The 15,439-nt window shown below is 72.1% G+C and carries 14 protein-coding genes; 6 read left to right on the top strand and 8 right to left on the bottom strand.

Going from position 1 to position 15,439, the window contains the following annotated elements; genetic code table 11:
- The first annotated feature begins 38 nt into the window (after nucleotides 1–38).
- From ABZ321_RS47100 to ABZ321_RS47080, 5 genes are all read left to right on the top strand, one after another.
- The gene (locus tag ABZ321_RS47100) at nucleotides 39–1,439 is read left to right on the top strand and encodes a HAMP domain-containing sensor histidine kinase (protein ID WP_344512831.1); all 1,401 of its coding nucleotides are present in this window, start codon (nucleotides 39–41) and stop codon (nucleotides 1,437–1,439) included.
- A 416-nt stretch (nucleotides 1,440–1,855) separates the two neighbouring features.
- The gene (locus ABZ321_RS47095) at nucleotides 1,856–3,856 is read left to right on the top strand and encodes an RICIN domain-containing protein (RefSeq protein ID WP_354902894.1); all 2,001 of its coding nucleotides are present in this window, start codon (nucleotides 1,856–1,858) and stop codon (nucleotides 3,854–3,856) included.
- Complete coding sequence (locus ABZ321_RS47090) at nucleotides 3,853–4,461, top strand: hypothetical protein (RefSeq protein ID WP_354902892.1); 609 nt, start codon at nucleotides 3,853–3,855, stop codon at nucleotides 4,459–4,461. Before ABZ321_RS47095 ends, ABZ321_RS47090 begins: the two co-directional genes overlap by 4 nt.
- 121 nt (nucleotides 4,462–4,582) lie before the next feature.
- A complete protein-coding gene (locus tag ABZ321_RS47085) occupies nucleotides 4,583–4,792 on the top strand; it encodes a hypothetical protein (RefSeq protein ID WP_344512825.1) in 210 nt (69 codons plus the stop codon).
- A gap of 61 nt (nucleotides 4,793–4,853) precedes the next feature.
- Nucleotides 4,854–5,942 carry a LacI family DNA-binding transcriptional regulator gene (locus tag ABZ321_RS47080; RefSeq protein ID WP_354902889.1) on the top strand — a complete coding sequence of 363 codons (1,089 nt, stop codon included), beginning with the start codon at nucleotides 4,854–4,856 and terminating at the stop codon, nucleotides 5,940–5,942.
- Nucleotides 5,943–6,172: 230 nt separating this feature from the next.
- Here ABZ321_RS47080 and ABZ321_RS47075 read toward each other — a convergent pair whose 3' ends face one another.
- Both ABZ321_RS47075 and ABZ321_RS47070 read right to left on the bottom strand, forming a co-directional pair.
- The gene (locus ABZ321_RS47075; RefSeq protein ID WP_344512821.1) at nucleotides 6,173–7,687 is read right to left on the bottom strand and encodes an MFS transporter; all 1,515 of its coding nucleotides are present in this window, start codon (nucleotides 7,685–7,687) and stop codon (nucleotides 6,173–6,175) included.
- Between the two features lie 79 nt (nucleotides 7,688–7,766).
- Entirely contained in the window at nucleotides 7,767–8,339 is a 573-nt protein-coding gene (locus ABZ321_RS47070; protein WP_344512819.1) for a TetR/AcrR family transcriptional regulator, read from the bottom strand.
- 215 nt (nucleotides 8,340–8,554) lie between these two features.
- Here ABZ321_RS47070 and ABZ321_RS47065 point away from each other — a divergent pair, with 215 nt between their 5' ends.
- Complete coding sequence (locus ABZ321_RS47065) at nucleotides 8,555–9,397, top strand: hypothetical protein (RefSeq protein ID WP_354902887.1); 843 nt, start codon at nucleotides 8,555–8,557, stop codon at nucleotides 9,395–9,397.
- Here ABZ321_RS47065 and ABZ321_RS47060 read toward each other — a convergent pair.
- From ABZ321_RS47060 to ABZ321_RS47035, 6 genes are all read right to left on the bottom strand, one after another.
- On the bottom strand, nucleotides 9,390–9,656 hold the full coding sequence (locus ABZ321_RS47060; RefSeq protein WP_344512815.1) for a GNAT family N-acetyltransferase: 267 nt from the start codon (nucleotides 9,654–9,656) through the stop codon (nucleotides 9,390–9,392). The genes ABZ321_RS47065 and ABZ321_RS47060 overlap by 8 nt on opposite strands.
- A complete protein-coding gene (locus tag ABZ321_RS47055; protein ID WP_344512813.1) occupies nucleotides 9,657–10,637 on the bottom strand; it encodes a pirin family protein in 981 nt (326 codons plus the stop codon).
- A 160-nt stretch (nucleotides 10,638–10,797) separates the two neighbouring features.
- Nucleotides 10,798–11,946, bottom strand: coding sequence for a glycoside hydrolase family 16 protein (locus tag ABZ321_RS47050; protein ID WP_354902883.1), 1,149 nt, complete (start codon nucleotides 11,944–11,946; stop codon nucleotides 10,798–10,800).
- On the bottom strand, nucleotides 11,946–13,193 hold the full coding sequence (locus ABZ321_RS47045) for a BNR-4 repeat-containing protein (protein ID WP_354902880.1): 1,248 nt from the start codon (nucleotides 13,191–13,193) through the stop codon (nucleotides 11,946–11,948). Before ABZ321_RS47045 ends, ABZ321_RS47050 begins: the two co-directional genes overlap by 1 nt.
- Nucleotides 13,194–13,453: 260 nt before the next feature.
- On the bottom strand, nucleotides 13,454–14,038 hold the full coding sequence (locus ABZ321_RS47040) for a bifunctional 4-hydroxy-2-oxoglutarate aldolase/2-dehydro-3-deoxy-phosphogluconate aldolase (protein ID WP_354902877.1): 585 nt from the start codon (nucleotides 14,036–14,038) through the stop codon (nucleotides 13,454–13,456).
- Nucleotides 14,035–15,327 carry an extracellular solute-binding protein gene (locus ABZ321_RS47035; protein ID WP_354902875.1) on the bottom strand — a complete coding sequence of 431 codons (1,293 nt, stop codon included), beginning with the start codon at nucleotides 15,325–15,327 and terminating at the stop codon, nucleotides 14,035–14,037. The genes ABZ321_RS47040 and ABZ321_RS47035 overlap by 4 nt, the downstream gene beginning before the upstream one ends.
- Nucleotides 15,328–15,439: the final 112 nt, after the last annotated feature.

Below are 15,439 nucleotides of genomic sequence, written 5' to 3'. Positions count from 1 at the left end.
GGCGGACCCTCGCCTACGTCTGCGCCGCGGTCACCACGATGGTGGCCCTGGCGTTCCTGATCCCCCTCGGGCTGGTCGTGCAGCAGCTCGCCCGCGAGCGCGCCTTCGCCGACGCCGAACGCCAGACCGCCGTGGTCGTGGCGGTCCTCACCGTGACCACCGACCCCCTGGCGATCGAACGGGCCATCGCCAGCACCGGCGGCCCGGCGGTCAGCCGCGTCTCGGTGCACAACCTGGGCGAGGAAGGCCTCGAGATCGGCACGGGGCACGCCGCCCCGAAGGACCTCGCGCGCGCCGCCGACCAGGCGGCCCCGGTCACGGCGACCGTCACCGGCGGGGTGTCCTACCTGGAGCCGGTGGACGTCGGGTCGGGCCGCACGGCGGTTGTGGAGGTCTTCATCCCTTCCGACGAGCTGTCCAACGGGGTGAGCGGCGCCTGGTGGGCGCTGACCGCCGTCGCGCTGGGGCTCGTCATCGCCTCCGTCTGGGTCGGCGACCGCCTCGCCGCGAAGGTCACCGCGTCGGCCCGCCAGCTCGCGGGCGCCGCGGGGGCGCTGAGCGAGGGATACCTCGACGTGCGCCTCGACCCGTCGGGGCCGCGGGAGCTGGCCGAGGCGAGCTTCGCGCTCAACGTGATGGCCGACCGCATCATGGCGCTGCTGACCAACGAACGCGAGCTGGTCGCGGACCTGTCGCACCGGCTGCGCACGCCGCTGACCGCGCTGCGGCTGGACGCCGAGACGCTCGACGACAGCCAGGACGCCGAGCGGATCCGCGACGCGATCGCCGCGCTCGAGGTCGAGATCGACAAGCTCATCCGCGCGATGCGGGAGCCGATCGACGCGCACTCCCCCACTCCCGACCGCGGCGAGCGCAGCGACGGCGCCGCCGCGTCGACCGGCGAGCAGGGCTGCGACGTCGCCGAGGTCGTCCGGGACCGGATGATGTTCTGGTCGGCGGTCGCCGGTGACCAGGAGCGCGACTGCAAGGCGATCGGCACCGAGGGGCCGGCGCCGGTCCACGTCGCGAAGAGCGAGCTCGCCGCCGCGCTGGACGCGCTGATCGGCAACGTCATCCGGTACACACCGCAGGGCGTGCCCTTCGAGGTCGCGGTCACCCGGCGCGACGACGGCTACGTCGTGCTGCGGGTGGAGGACGGCGGCCCCGGCATCCCGGACCCGGAGCTGGCGCTGCAGCGCGGCGAGAGCGGCCAGGGCTCGACCGGGCTGGGCCTGGACATCGTGCGGCGGGTCGCGATCGAGGGCAACGGCACCGTCAACATCGGCACGTCCGCCACGCTCGGCGGCGCCAGCGTGGTCATCGTCATGGCCGACGCCGACCCGGCCCCGAAGGAGCAGCCGCCGCAGAGCCGGTTCGGCCTCGTCGGCCGCCTCTCCAGGGAGCCAAACGAACGCCGCCGCCGCGGCAAGTCCGCCTGAGCCCGCCTCCCACCTCCGGACCTCCGATCGAGCTGATCCGGAAGACTCTGTGCTGCTCCGACGACACAAAGGGAGCGGGCGCACACCCGCCGCGAACAGGTAGGACGCCTGCCTGTTCGCCGCCGGTCGGGACCGCGGGACGTGAAACGCCATCTGGCGAAGCGGCAACGTAGGACTGCCACAAGTCTCGGTTATGAGTCCCTTAATTGGGTCGTTCGGGCTGGAACGGCACGTTGACGGATCGCTATGGTCAGCCCGTTCCCACGTGGACGGACCGGCACTCACCCGCCTTGCCACCCTCGAAGGCCGGCCGTCCCGCGCGCGGCGGGGACGGGTACCTCTGCCCTGTGCCCGTCCCCGCCGCGCCCCCTTTTTCCCCTCCGGAGGAACCGAGCGTGTCTCGAGTCTTGCGCCGCGTGGCTGTGACCGTGGCGGTCGCGGTGGTCGGCACGGGTGCGGCGATCGCCGGACCAGGTGCGATCGACGACCTGTTCAACGAGAAAGGTCCGGCCGCGATCAGTCGCGTGCCGGCCGACAACCCTGAGCTCGGCCTGGTGTACGCGGGTCTGACGCCGGCGAAGAAGGGCCAGCCGTGCGTCGGCGGGTACCAGCTCACCGAGCGCGGCCAGTGCAGCCACGGCCCTGACGTCCCGCCGTCCGGCCTGACCGTGCGGGGCACGATCGCCCCGATCACCGCGGCCGGCCCCACGCAGGTCGTCCCCGAGACGGACACGGCGGCCGCCCCGCTGGAGCAGACGGTCACCGCCGAGGACGGCTCAGTCGCCTCCGAGGGCGGTTTCGCTCTGGTCCCGGAGGCCGGCGCCGACACCGCGCTGGGCTACACGATCGGCGCCTCCGGCGTGGCGTGCGACGGCGACGGCGTGGCCGGCAAGCGCGTGCAGGTGCTGTACGTGCGCGACGCCAGCACGGCGAGCCGGTTCAACCAGTACCTGGAGAGCTTCCGCACCTGGAGCGCCGGCGTCGACGCGATCTACAACACCAGCGCCAAGGAGACCGGCGGCGAGCGGCACGTCCGCTTCGTGACGACCGCCGACTGCAAGGTCGACGTCCGCGAGGTCGAGCTGCCCGCGGGTGGCCTCGCCACCTTCGACGCGACGATCCAGGGACTCAAGGCCCTCGGGTACAACCGGACCGACCGCAAGTACATGATCTTCGGCGAGTCGAAGGTCTACTGCGGCATCGGCACCTTCAACGGCGACACCCAGCCGGGCGTGAACAACCGCAGCAACGGCGGCCCCGGCTACGGCCGCAGCGACTCCGGCTGCTGGACGGCGAGCGTCGCCGCGCACGAGCTGGGGCACAACCTCGGCGCCGTGAACAACAACGCGCCGAACTCCAGCAAGGCCGGGCACTGCCTCGATGAGTACGACATCATGTGCTACAACGACTCGGGTGGCCTGAAGACGTCCGTCCGGGCCGGTTGCACCGACAAGGCCGGTGAGAACCGGATGGACTGCAACCACGACGACTACTACAACACCAACCCGAGCCCGGGCAGCTACCTCGCGAACAACTGGAACGTGGCCAACAACCAGTTCCTGATCGCGGGCCCCGGCGGCACCACGCCGCCCCCGCCGTCGCCGACGGCGTCCCCCACCCCGACGAAGACCGCCTCGCCGACGCCGACGCCCACGAAGACCACGTCGCCCTCGCCGTCGAAGTCGGTCTCGCCGACACCCACGAAGACCGCGTCGCCGACTCCGACTCCGACGAAGCCGCCGACGGGACTCAAGGAGCTGCGGGTCAGTGACACCACCGCCAACTCGGTGCGCCTGTCCTGGGACGCGGCCGCGGCCGGCAGCCGCTACGCGGTCGTCCTCAATGGACGCTCCATCGGCCAGGTCGGCTCGACCAACGTCCGGATCGTCGGCATGCGCCCCGACACCGACTACCAGATCGGGATTTCGCTCGCGCAGAACGGCGCCCTGACCCCGTGGACGACGACCGTGAAGGTCCACACCGCGGCGGCCCCGGCGCCGACGGCCGGCGCGTGGATGGTGTTCGGCAACAGCCTGACCGGCGGGGTGGCCGACGTGTTCGGCGCCCGCAGCGCGGCCGGCACGCCGATCATCATCTACCGCCAGCACGGCGGGGCGAACCAGCAGTGGAAGCTGGAGCAGGTGGCCGGCGGCAAGTACGTGGTCCGCTCGAAGGCGACGAACGCCTGCATCACCACCACGGGTGACAAGGACGTCGCCGGTGCGACCCTGGTCCAGGGCGACTGCGCGAAGGCCTTGCAGTGGACGATCACCAAGACGGAGTTCGGTGTCTCGGTGCAGTCCGCGAGCGGCCTGGTCGTCGGCGTCGGCAACAACCAGTACTTCGGCAGCCGGCTGCTCGTCCTGCAGAAGCCGAGCGGCGCCAAGTACCAGAGCTGGCTCCCGCAGCGCGCGTGAACCGGTCCTCAACCGATCGCGGCCCGGCGCCCCTGTGGCGCCGGGCCGCGGCCTGCGTGGCGGCGGCCCTGGCCCTCGCCTCCGGCACGGTGCTCGGCACCGCGAAGCCGGCCGCCGCCCATGACGGCGTCATCCTCACCCTGCACGGCGACGGCCGCGGCTCGGTGTGGGTGACGGCGACCTGGCAGGACGGCCACCCGGTCACCGAGGCCGTCGGCATCACACTGCTGGCCACGACCGCCGACGGGCGCCGTGAGGGCCCCGCCGGCCTGCGCCGCAACGGTGACGCGCTCACGTTCGCCGGCACGCTCGCCACCGGCGACTGGACGGTCGTGGCCGAGATGGGCACGCCGGCGATCGGCCGCTGCCAGGGCGTGCTGCACGTGGCTCCCGGCGGCGCGCCGCAGGACATCGTCTGCGCGCCGCCCCCGGCCGCGGCGGCACCACCTCCGGCGCCGGCACCACGGACGTCGTACACCTGGGTCTGGTACGTGCTGGGCGTCGCGGCGCTCGCCGGCGTCGCCGCGTGGCTGTTCCACCGGCGGTCGGCGGCGACCGCGAAGCGCAGGCCCTCCTCCCGGAGGACGACCCCGCGCCGCAAGTGACGTGCGTCGCTGCCTCCGACGACCCGAATTCGCTTGACCGGTACAGTGCCAGTCGGTACTGTACCGGTATAGGCACTGGACCGGTACAGTACCGGGCAGGCCTGGTCCGAGGAGGTCGGCCGTGTTCCCGTTCGCGATGATCGAGTCTCAGAACGCGATGGCCCACGAGGTCCGCAGCGCACTGCCCCAGGCGCCCGTGGTCGCGCCCGCCGCGCCGCTCATCGGCGGCCGGGCGGACAGGTCGCGCCGGGTCCGCGCGGCACTCGCGGCGACCCTGCACCGGGCCGCCGACGCGGTCGCCCCGGCCGCCGCGTGCAGCCCCGCGAACTGAGACAGGATATCGTCGGCGGGTCCCCCTGACGGGGCCCCGCGACGACAGCCGGGAGGTGCGCATGGCGAGGGTCACCTTGCAGACGATCGCCGACCAGGTCGGTGTGAGCCGGATGACCGTCTCCAATGCCTTCTCCCGGCCGGACCAGCTCTCCCCCACCCTGCGCGACAAGATCCTGGCGGTCGCCTCGGAGCTCGGCTATGTGGGCCCCGACCCCGCGGCCCGCGCCCTGGCCCGCGGCACGACCGGCGCCGTCGGCGTCCTGCTGACCGAGTCGCTGCGGTATGCGTTCAACGACGAGGTGGCCACCACGTTCCTCGGCGCGATCGCGGAGGAGCTGGCCCCGACGGGCCTGGCCCTGACGCTGCTGACCGCCGCCGCCCGCGACGACGTGGTGCCCGCCAGGGACGTCGCCATGGACGGCGCGATGGTCTACTCGTGCGACCCGGCGTCCACGGCCGTGGACTGGCTCATCCGGCGCAGGATCCCGCTCGTCTTCATCGACCAGGTGCCCGCCGACGGCATCCCCTGCGTCAACGTCGCCGACCGCCCCGGCGCCCGCGCCGCCGCCCAGCACCTCGTCGACCTCGGTCACCGCCGCGTCGCCTTCGTCACCAGCGGCGTGCGCGGCGCCCACGGCCTGCTGCCGGCCGGCTCCGTCATCCCGGGCGCCGCGGTCGACGAGGACGCGGCGGTCATCGACGGGTACGTCGCCCAGCAGCGCATCCTCGGCTGGCTCGACGCGCTGACCCCGGCCGGCATCACCCCGCCGGTCGTGCGGCTCGCGCACGGCCAGCCCGAGGACGGCTACGACGGCGCCAAGGTCCTCCTCACGCAGGACCCGCGCCCCACCGCGATCCTCTGCTTCTCCGACGCGATCGCCCAGGGCGTCGTCCAGGCCGCGCACGACCTGGGCCTGCGGGTGCCCGAGGACCTGTCGGTGGTCGGGTTCGACGACAGCCCGCTCGCCGCCCGGATGCGGCCGGGGCTGACCACCGTGCGCCAGGACGTCCTCGCGAAGGGCCGGGCGGCCGCGGCCGCGCTCACCCGGGCGATCGCGGAGACCCGCGCCGGCACCGAACCGACCGCCGAGCAGATCCTCGTCCCGGCCGACCTCATCGTCCGCGAGAGCACCGCCCCACCCAGCTGAAGCGGCCGGCGCCACACCTCGCCCGAGCGCCGTCCGGCCCAGGCGAAGCGGCCGGCGCCGCAGACGCCCGAGCGCCGCCCGCCCGACTGAGGCGACCGGCGCCGGGACACGCGCGAGCGCCGTCCGGCTGACCGGACGGCGCACGACCCGCCCGGGACCTGGCGACCTGAGGTGATGCCAGGGCCCGGGCGTTGTGCCCGAAAGGGTTATGGCTTGTCGTACAGGCGACGTCAATGCACCAGGACCGGCACCTGCTCCTGGTCGGTGGCGGTGCTGGCGTCGGCAGGGGTGCGCCGGATGAACAGGATCACCAGCACGGCGGCGACGCCGAGAAGGACCGCGCTGGCGGTGAAGGCCACGTTGTACCCGTGGATCGCCGCCTCGGCCTGCTGGAGCGGCTCCGCGCCGTGGGTGGTGAGGTAGCCGGTGACGGCCGTGGTGAAGATGGTGTTGAGCAGCGCGGTCCCGAGGGAGCCGCCGACCTGCTGGGTGGTGTTGACCAGGGCGCTCGCCACGCCGGCGTCGTGGTTGGCGACGCCGGTGAGGGCGACGCTGCTCAGCGGGACGAAGACGAGGCCCATGCCGACGCTCATCGCGATGAACGCGGGCAGGATGTCCACCACGTAGTCGGAGTGCAGGTCGAGACGGGTCAGCCAGATCATCGCGGCGGTGCCCATGACCCCGCCGATCGACATGATCACGCGCGGGCCGACGCGGGGCAGGAAGCGCGCCGCGAGGGTGGCGGCGACGATGATGCCGGCGGAGAACGGCAGGTAGGCGACGCCGCTCTTGAGGGCCGAGTAGCCCATCGTCTGCTGCAGGTAGAACGTCATGAACAGGAACATGCCGAGCATGCCCGCGCCGACGAGGACCGACACGACGAACGAGGTGCCGCGGTTGCGGTCCCACAGAACGCGCAGCGGCAGCAGCGGGTGCTTCGCCCGCGACTCCCACACGACGAACGCGGCGAGCAGGACGCCGGCGGCGACGAGCCAGCCGATGGTCACGCCGGAGCTCCAGCCGTCGGTCGCGGCCTTCGTGAAGCCGTACACGAGCGCGACCTGGCCGAGGGTGGCGAGGACCGCTCCCGGGATGTCGTACTTCGTGTCGCCGGTGGCCTTGCTCTCCCGCACGACCGGCAGCGCCGCCACGAAGGCGATGATCGCGATCGGGATGTTCACCAGCAGGGTCCAGCGCCAGTTCGCGTACTGGGTGAGCAGGCCGCCGGAGATGAGGCCGATGGCGGCGCCGCCGCCGGAGATCGCGCCGAAGACGCCGAACGCCTTGGCCCGCTCCTTCGCCTCGGTGAAGGTGACCGTGATCAGCGACAGGGCGGCGGGCGCGAGGAGCGCGCCGAAGGCACCCTGCAGGCCGCGGGCGGCGTAGAGGGTCTCGGCGTTGACCGCGGCGCCACCGAGCGCGGAGGCGCCGGCGAAGCCGAGGAGGCCGATGAGGAAGGTCCGGCGGCGGCCGAAGAAGTCGGCGATCCTGCCGCCGAGGAGGAGCAGGCCGCCGAAGGCCAGGGTGTACGCGGTGACGATCCACTGACGGTCGGCGGTGGAGATGTGCAGGGCCTCCTGCGCCGACGGCAGGGCGATGTTCACGACGGTGGCGTCGAGGACCACCATGAGCTGCGCGACGGCGATGACCGACAGGGCGAGCCAGCGTTTGGGGTCGGCCGTGGCCTCACCGGTCGCGCGTTTGGGGTTGACCGCGACGGCCGAGTCCCCCGATTGGTTCGACATGAGCTTGTGCCTCCCAAGGCATGGTTGATCGCGACCGCACCCGGCCGGCGGGCGGGCCTTCAACAGGCAGGAATACGGGTCAGGCAGGCTGGCGCAGGACGGGCAGCAGCACCCGGTCGACGACCCGCGTGGCGAACGCCTCGTCGAGCGGCCCCTCGTGCCACATGGTCCGGTTGAGCACCAGCGCGTGCAGGACTTCTTGCAGCAGGTCGGAGGTGGCTCCGGCGGGCAGCTCGCCACGGTCCACCGCGCGTCGCACGATGGTGTCGTACGCGGAGCGCTTCGCCTCGTAGACGCAGCGGCGGAACGTCTCGGCCAGCTCCGGGTTCCGGGTGACCGCGGTCAGCAGACCGGTCATGACGTCGCCGTCGGGACTGTTCGCCACCTCGCACGCCGCGGTGAGCAGCGCCATCAGGTCGCCGCGCAGCGTCCCGGTGTCCTGCGGCTCGTACGAGCCGCCGAACCGGTGCTCGAAGGCGTCCATCACCAGGTCGGGCTTGTTGGGCCAGCCCCGGTAGATGGTCGCCTTGCTGGCGCGGGCCCGCGCCGCCACGGCATCCATCGACATGCGGTCGTATCCGACCTCGCCGAGCAGCTCGAAGACCGCTTCGCAGATCGCTTCACGGCGTTCGGGCTTCGGCGCGGGAGACATGACCACTTCCTAAGGTGCGAGGGCCGGGTTCCGCAAGTCCTGGATCGCAGGTGTACGGAACCGTTTCGTACACGAACCCTACTCCCGGCCCGGGAGAGTACGAAACGGTTCCGTACACCTCACCCCCGTGAACGACGTCACAGCCGTTTCCGGGAATGCCTGGTGTGAAAAAGTCCCCCGCTCCGCCGGGCGTGTTCGCGTATACCGTCAGGTCCATGACAGAGTTGTCGACCGAACGTCGCATGTGGAGCCTGTTCGAGCCGGTCCACGCGGTCACCTACTTCGCCCCGGACGCCCTGGCCGCGTTCGAGGAGGCGGGCCTGCGCGGGTTCTGGCGGGGGTACTTCGCCGGCCGCAGCGCCCCGCTCGGCGCGGTGCCGGCCGGGCCGGTGATCGCGGCGTTCTACGGGTTCGCGCCCCGGATGGTGACCCGGGCGCTGCCGGACGTGTGGACGCGGATCACGCCGGAGGCGGCCCTCGCCGCGCGGCTGGAAGGGTCGCGGCGGGTCCTGCTCACGGTGGACGGGGACCTGACGGAGGTCGCAAGCCTGTTGCGGGCGGCGGCGGAGGCGGCCGACCTGCACGGCCGGGTGCTGGGCGCGGCCAACGCGATGCTGCCGTGGCCGGAGGACCCGGCCGGCGTGCTGTGGCAGGCGGCGACGGTGCTGCGGGAGCACCGCGGCGACGGGCACCTCGCGGCGCTGCTCGTCGAGGGCCTGGACGGGGCCGAGTGCAACGTGTGGCGGGTCGCGCTGCTCGACGGCGCCGGCCGGGAGTTCTACCAGCCCGCCCGCGGCTGGACCGACGAGGAGTGGGCCGCGGCGATCGACCGGCTGCGCGGCCGTGGGTGGCTGGACGCGGAGGGGAAGGCGACCGGCCGGGCGCGGGAGGCGTACACCTCCGTCGAACGCACGACGGATGCCCTGGCCGCGGCGCCGTGGCGGGCCCTCGGGGAGACCGCCACGGCGCGCTGTGCCGAACTGCTGCGCCCGATCGCCGTGCAGGCGTCGGCGCTGCTGCGGCACCCGAACCCGATCGGGCTGCAGCCGCTCAGCTGAGCTCTGGGTGCCGCTTGAGGTAGGCGGCGATGAAGGGGCACTGCGGGACGACACGCAGTGCCCGCTCCTTCGCCGCGTTCAGGGCGCCGGCGGCGAGCTTGCTGCCCAGGCCCTTGCCCTCGTACTCCTTGTCGACCTCGGTGTGGGTGAAGACGATCTCACCCGGGTGCAGCCGGTAGTAGGCCGCACCCGCGTGCGCTCCGTCGACCCGCAGCTCGAAGCGGTGCTGCTGCGGGTCGTCGACGACCTCGATGTCCACTTAGGACGCCTCTCCTTGCACTGCGGCGTGCGCGGCCGGGATCGTGCCGAGCCGGCCGGCCTGGTAGTCCTCGAACGCCTGGACCACCTCGGCCTTGGTGTTCATGACGAACGGACCATACGCCACGACGGGCTCGCGGATCGGCTTTCCACCGAGGAACAGCACGTCCATCGTGGGGTGGCGCGGGTCCTGCTTCGCGTCGGCGGTGACGGTGATGCTGTCACCTTCGCCGAAGACCGCGAGCTGGCCCAGCTCCACCGGCCGGCCCTTCGTGCCCACGCTGCCCTTGCCCGCGAGGGTGTAGGCGAGCGCGTTGAAGTCCTTGCGCCACGGCAGCGTCAGCGACGCCCCGGGCGAGATCGTCGCGTGGATCATCGTGATCGGCGTGTAGGTGTTGCCGGGGCCGGCGTGGCCGTCGAGCTCACCGGCGATGACCCGCAGCAGCGAGCCGCCGTCGGGCGAGCTGAGCAGCGCCACCTGGCCACCACGGATGTCCTGGTAGCGCGGGGCGGCGAACTTGTCGGCGCGCGGCAGGTTGACCCACAGCTGGAAGCCGTGGAAGAGACCGCCGCTGACGACGAGATGCTCGGGCGGGGTCTCGATGTGCAACAAGCCGCTTCCGGCGGTCATCCACTGCGTGTCGCCGTCACGGATGACGCCGCCACCACCGTGCGAGTCGTTGTGCACGAACTCGCCGTCGATGATGTACGTGACGGTCTCGAACCCCCGGTGCGGGTGCCACGGGGTGCCCTTCGGCTCGCCCGGGGCGTATTCGACCTCGCCCATCTGGTCCATGTGGATGAACGGGTCGAGGGTGCGCAGGTCGACGCCGGCGAACGCGCGCCGGACGGGGAAGCCTTCGCCCTCGAATCCCTTCGGCGCCGTCGTCACCGACACCACCGGGCGGGGGCGCGCCGACACAGGGTCCGGGGTGGACACGCGCGGCAGCGCAAGGACGTTTTCGACGGTGATCGCGGGCATCTTGTGCCTCCAGGGCTGAGCGGGTTTGTCGCCTGCTGCAACGGTACTTGCCGAGCAAGTATTCCGCAAGTCAACAATCTCCGCTCCGGGGCCCGCGACGTGGCCGCGCCGGTCGCTCGCGGGCCTGCGGCGTGGCCCGGTGGGCGACCGGCGCGGCGGCTCACACCCGGACGAACCTGACCGCGTCGGCGCGGGCGCAGCCAGTGCCCGAGCTGGTCAGAATGACCGCGGTGCCGGTGCCGGCGGGCAGGGCGAAGGTGCCCAGGTCGACCCAGCCGGACGGGCCCGAGGTGCCGTTGACCGTCGTCTGGGTGCCGGCGACGGCGAGCTTCGCGGCAGGGTCGCTGTTGGCGGCCGTCACCTTGTAGTAGGAGACCTTGTAGGTGCCCGCCGCACGGAGGTTGGGGCGCCAGGTCGCGGTGTTCCCACCCGAGCTGCAGGCCGCGTAGCGGGTCGGCGAGCCGGTCGTCCAGCCGGTCAGCGTCGACGGCGACCAGGTGCCGGTCTCGCTGTAGCCGTACGCGGCCGGCCCGTCGTCGTCGACGTAGTAGTCCTTCTGCCAGTAGCGCACGTAGTCGAACTGCACGGCCGACGGCAGTTTGCTCGCGTCGGGGACGCTGCCGTAGGCGATGCTGGTGAGCCAGATGCTCGTGTAGTCGTGCGTCCAGTCCGTCGGCAGGTAGGGCGCGGTGTACTTGAGCACGCCGTCGACGTAGAACTTCGTGCTGGTCTCGGACCAGTCGATGCCGTAGACGTGCCAGTCCCTCGAGTCGATCGTGTCGCTGGTGTACGTGGTGCCGTACGACTTCCCGGCGGACACGCCGTTGCCCTTCCAGGTCAGCACGCCGTGGTGGATCCGGGTCGGGCTGATCGAGTCGATCTCGAAGCCGTCGATCTCGGTGCGCTGCGACGCCGGGAAGGTCGTCGAGCCGTCGCCGGACATGAGCCAGAACGAGCTGTGCCAGCCGGCGCCGTCGTTGAGCTTCGCCCGGGTCTCGTAGTAGCCGTAGCGCAGCGTCTGCTTGCTGACCACGCCGCCGCCGGTGTAGTCCTTGCCGCCGTACGTCTCCTTCTTCAGGGCGATGTTCAGCGCTCCCCCGCTGACGGACACGTTCTGCGGGCGCTGGGTGCTGTACGCCTTGGAGTCGGTGCGGTAGTTCCACTTCGCGGTGTCGACCGCGGTGCCGTTGAACTGGTCCTCGAAGACGAGGGTGTAGCCGGTGCCGGCGGGGTCGGCGTGGGCGGCCGTGGCGGTTCCCAGGCCGACGGCGACAGGCACCAGCAACACGATTGCAAGCAGGCGGCGCATCAGTTCCTCCCGTAGTACAGGCGAAGGTTGGTGAGGTCGACGAGATAGAGCACGTCGACGCCGGCGGTGGTGCGTTCGACCGCGAAGCGCTGCACGGGGATCCCGGGCGCGACGGCGGCGGCGGTCCACGCGGTGCCGGGCTTGGTCGCCACGTACATCACGCCGGCCGCGGTGGTGTAGTAGACGCGCTTCTGCTCCGTCGGGTGCCAGGTGATGTCGATGGCGGCGCTGGTCTGCGCGGCGGAGTACACCGTGTCCCGGACCCAGGTGGTGCCTGAGACGTACGCGTAGCGGACCATGAAGTTCGTCGCGCTCCGGTAGCGGTACGCGACCTTCGGGCTGGTGCCGTCGACCGTGAGCTTCGCGCTCTGCACGGCCGGTCCCGTGCCGTCGTTGCCCTGGTACACCTCGCCGGCCTCGACCGGCTGGATGACGTCGGCGGTGGCGGTGCTGACGGGCACGGCGACCGCGGCACCGGTGTGGTCGGCGAACGTGCCGGTCGCGGGCTTGTACAGCAGGTAGCTGAGCTGGTGGCGGAACGCGGTCGCCGGGTACAGCCCCCACTCCCACAGGACGTGGAGGTTGCCGGCGGTGTCGAACTGCAGGTCGTCTGGGTAGACGGCGCGGTTGGCGGACTCGGCGAAGACGGCCACCCGGGTCCACGTCGCGGCGGCGTTGTTCCACCGGTACAGCCGGCCGGAGCGGGCGGTGCTCCCGTCGAGCCGCGCGATGAGGTACAGGTCGCCGTTCGGCGCGGTGGTCAGCACCGGGTACGTGACGCCGATCCCCTGGTCCGGCAGGTCCGCGGCGTGGTTGGTGGGCGCGCCGCCGACGGTGTCGGAGCGGAAGTAGCGCCAGGCGTTGTTGTGCATGCTGGCGAACACGTGCAGCCGGCCGCTGCCGTCGCGCGCGACCGACGGCTGGTTGTGCCCGATGTCGTCGGCGTACTCGGCCTGGGCGGCGCCGTTCATGACGGGCAGCCTCGTCCAGCCGCCGGCGGTGTCGCGGCGGGCGATGGCGACGCGGTGCGTGCCGGCGGTGGAGCCGGGCTCGTTGAACGCCAGATACGCGTAGTCGTTGCCGGGGGTGTACGTGTCCAGCGGCGACCACCAGGCGGCCTGGTTGGAGCTGTCGATGCCGTACGGCACCAGGGTGACGGTGGCGGGGGCGGCGTGCACGGCGGTTGCGGGCACGGTGACGAGGGCCGTCGCCATGGCGGTGGCGGCGACCAGGGCGGCTCTGTGCATGGGCCTCTTCCTCGGGGCTTGCTCACGTGGCGCCGGCGCGGCCAGGCACACCACCGCGTGCGGCACGGCGCACCATCGGCGGCGCAGCACACCGCTTGCGGCGTAACGCACCGCCGTGTGCGGCGTGGCGCACCGTCTGTGGCGCAACGCATCGCTGCGTGCGACGCGGCGCACCGCTTGCGGCGCAGAGCACCGGGTGCGGTGCGGCCGTGCCTCGGAGGTGTGGCTGGTCCGCGGCGGCGCCTCGGAGCGTGGGTCGGTCAGGTTCGGCGGAGGACCTCCAGGAGCGGTGGCAGGCCGCCGTCGGTGGTGACGGCGCCGCCGACCCCCAGCGCGCGGGCGCCGGCGGCCAGGTATTCGGGTGCGTTGTGGGCGCCGATGCCGCCGGTGGCGACGAACTTCGCCTCGGGGAACGGGCCGCGCAGCTCGCGCAGCCAGGCGGGGCCGAGCGCTCCGGCGGGGAACGCCTTGAGCCACTCGCAACCCGCTTGCAGCGCGTGGTGGACCTCGGACGGAGTGGCGACGCCCGGCAGGTGCGGCAGGCCGGCCGCCTGGCTGGCCCGCACCACGTCGAGGTCCAGGCCGGGCGCGACGGTGAACACCGCGCCCGCCTCGGCGGCGGCCTCGACCTGCGCCGCGCTGCGGACGGTGCCGGCGCCGACGGGGTGCCCCTCGGCGGCGAGCGCGCGCAGGCACTCGACCGCCTCGGGGGTCTGGATCGGGACCTCGACCACGCCGAGGCCGCTGTCCCACACGGCGCGGGCGATCTCGAGGGCCCGCGCAACCGGTACACCACGCAGGATCGCCACCAGTGGGCGGCCGCGGAGCAGGTCGTCGAAGCTCATTTGATGAGGGCGTTCATCCGGTCGCGGGCGGACATGAGCGCGTCCTTCGGCGACTTCTTGCCGATGAGGATCGACTGGACCTCCTCGGCCAGGACCTTCTCCATCTGGGAGAACTGCGGGTAGACCCAGAACGGGCTGGCGCTGGAGTTGGCGCCGATCTGGCTGGTGAAGTCGGTGGCGAACTTGTCGTTCTTGACGGCGGAGTCGGCGAGGCCGGCATTGGTGGTCGGCGGCAGGCCCGTCTTCTTGAACCAGTCGACGTTGTACCCGGGGTCGGTGGTGACGGTCCTGGCGTAGTTCGCGGCTGCGGCGGCGCCGGCACCGTTCATCACGGCGATCACTTGCCCCCAGGCGAGGTGCCGCGGTTTGTCGCCTTGCTTGAGAACGGGCCGGGCGACGGGGACCATCTTCGTGCCGAGGTCCTTGTCGGGCGAGGATTTCGTGACGGCGGCGCGGCCGCCGATGGCGTCCTCGTAGAAGGCGGTCTTGCCCTGGGACATGAGGGCGCGGGCGTCGACGCGGTTGACGTCGGGGGCGATGAGCTTCTGGTCGTAGAGCTTCTTGTACCAGGTGAGCGCCTCGACGCTGCCGTCGTCGCCGATGACGACCTTGTTGTTCTCCACGATCGGGGAGCCGAACTCCCACATCCACGGGATGATGTCCTTCAACTGGTCGACCTTCGTCATGCCCGCCCACGGCACGACCCCACCGCCGAGGCCCTTGACGGCGGTGAGCGCCGCCTCGAACTCGGCGACCGTCTTCGGCGGGCTGGTCACCCCGGCCTTCGTCAGCAGCTCGTTGTTGCTGATGAGGCCGATGCCGGCGAAGGTCCACGGCAGGCCGTACTGCACCCCGCCGGACTGCCCGAGCGCCAGGGCCGCCGGGGAGTAGTCGAGGCCGCCGGCGACGCTCTTGAGGTCCAGGAGCTTGCCGGTGGCGGCGAGGGTGGCGAGCCAGGCGACGTCGAGCTGGACGGCGCCGGTCAGCTGCCCGCCCTGCACCTGCAGCAGCAGCTGGTTGAGGTAGTCGTTGTACGGGTACGACGGCGTGCTGATCTTCGTCCCGGCGTTGGCGGCCGTGTACTTGTCGATCTGGGCCTGGATCGGTTCCTTGGTGACCGCCTCGTTGAACGACCAGCTGGTCAGGGGGAACTCTTTGACGCCGTCGTCCTTGAGGCCTTCGGTGCCGGCGGGTGCGGGGGTGTTCGTGGCGGGGGCGCAGGCGGCGAGGGTCGTCCCGAGGGCGCCGAGACCGCCGATCTTGAGCATGGTGCGGCGGGACAGAGACATGTGGATCTCCTGGACTGGGCGGGGTGTTCAGCCCTTCACGGCGCCGGCGGTGAGGCCGGCGACCAGATAGCGCTGGAGGATGGTGAAGCCGATGACGACGGGGAGGGACACG

This window comes from Dactylosporangium sp. NPDC006015 (genome assembly GCF_040614215.1).
GTDB classification, from domain to species: Bacteria; Actinomycetota; Actinomycetes; order Mycobacteriales; family Micromonosporaceae; genus Dactylosporangium; species Dactylosporangium maewongense.
The sequence above is the reverse complement of the archived record's forward strand: the minus strand, read 5'-3'. Positions and strand labels throughout refer to the sequence as shown.

Coding starts and splice junctions, on each gene's coding strand:
- ABZ321_RS47070 (WP_344512819.1), bottom strand. CDS start 8,339: ATGTCTCCCGCGCCGAAGCCCGAACGCCGTGAAGCGATCTGCGAAGCG.
- ABZ321_RS47035 (WP_354902875.1), bottom strand. CDS start 15,327: ATGTCTCTGTCCCGCCGCACCATGCTCAAGATCGGCGGTCTCGGCGCC.
- ABZ321_RS47055 (WP_344512813.1), bottom strand. CDS start 10,637: ATGCCCGCGATCACCGTCGAAAACGTCCTTGCGCTGCCGCGCGTGTCC.
- ABZ321_RS47080 (WP_354902889.1), top strand. CDS start 4,854: ATGGCGAGGGTCACCTTGCAGACGATCGCCGACCAGGTCGGTGTGAGC.
- ABZ321_RS47045 (WP_354902880.1), bottom strand. CDS start 13,193: ATGCACAGAGCCGCCCTGGTCGCCGCCACCGCCATGGCGACGGCCCTC.
- ABZ321_RS47100 (WP_344512831.1), top strand. CDS start 39: ATGGTGGCCCTGGCGTTCCTGATCCCCCTCGGGCTGGTCGTGCAGCAG.
- ABZ321_RS47075 (WP_344512821.1), bottom strand. CDS start 7,687: ATGTCGAACCAATCGGGGGACTCGGCCGTCGCGGTCAACCCCAAACGC.
- ABZ321_RS47040 (WP_354902877.1), bottom strand. CDS start 14,038: ATGAGCTTCGACGACCTGCTCCGCGGCCGCCCACTGGTGGCGATCCTG.
- ABZ321_RS47065 (WP_354902887.1), top strand. CDS start 8,555: ATGACAGAGTTGTCGACCGAACGTCGCATGTGGAGCCTGTTCGAGCCG.
- ABZ321_RS47050 (WP_354902883.1), bottom strand. CDS start 11,946: ATGCGCCGCCTGCTTGCAATCGTGTTGCTGGTGCCTGTCGCCGTCGGC.